Below are 518 nucleotides of genomic sequence, written 5' to 3'. Positions count from 1 at the left end.
GCGGTGGCCAGTGCCAGCGCGGTGAGCAGGCCGTCGTTCACGCCGCCGTGGAACAGCGCCGGAACCGTGGTGAGCAGGGCCTTGGTGACCTCGGCGGACACCTCGACCGGCAACTTCTCGATGACGCCCGAGGTGTCCACTTCCGGATCCATCGGACGCTCGGTCAGCAGCGGATCGGGCGTGCCGGTCACCGAACGCCAGTAGTCGAGTTCGGCCACCCGCTCCGGGCTGGCCGCCTCGCGCTCCAAGCCGTACGCCCACGCGCGCATCGAGGTAGCGGGCGCGACCAGCTCGGGCGTCCGGCCCGCGGAGCGCTGACCCCACGCGGTGACGAAGTCCGGCACCAGGATGCGCCACGAAACACCGTCCACCACCAGGTGATGCGCCACGACGATCAGTCGTCCGGCGCGATCGGCGGCCGAGGGTTCCAGCCACACGAACCGGATGACCACGCCGGCCGCCGGATCGAGCCGGTCCAGCGACTCGTCCAGCGCGGCCGAGGCGACCTCGACCAGCTC

General features: G+C 71.6%; 1 protein-coding gene. It reads right to left on the bottom strand.

The genetic code is table 11. The features are described from left to right. The coding region (locus tag IU459_RS37550; RefSeq protein ID WP_195134309.1) for a condensation domain-containing protein at positions 1–518 on the bottom strand (518 nt) is incomplete at both ends.

Source organism: Nocardia amamiensis (assembly GCF_015477605.1).
GTDB classification, from domain to species: domain Bacteria; phylum Actinomycetota; class Actinomycetes; order Mycobacteriales; family Mycobacteriaceae; genus Nocardia; species Nocardia amamiensis_A.
The sequence above is the reverse complement of the archived record's forward strand: the minus strand, read 5'-3'. Positions and strand labels throughout refer to the sequence as shown.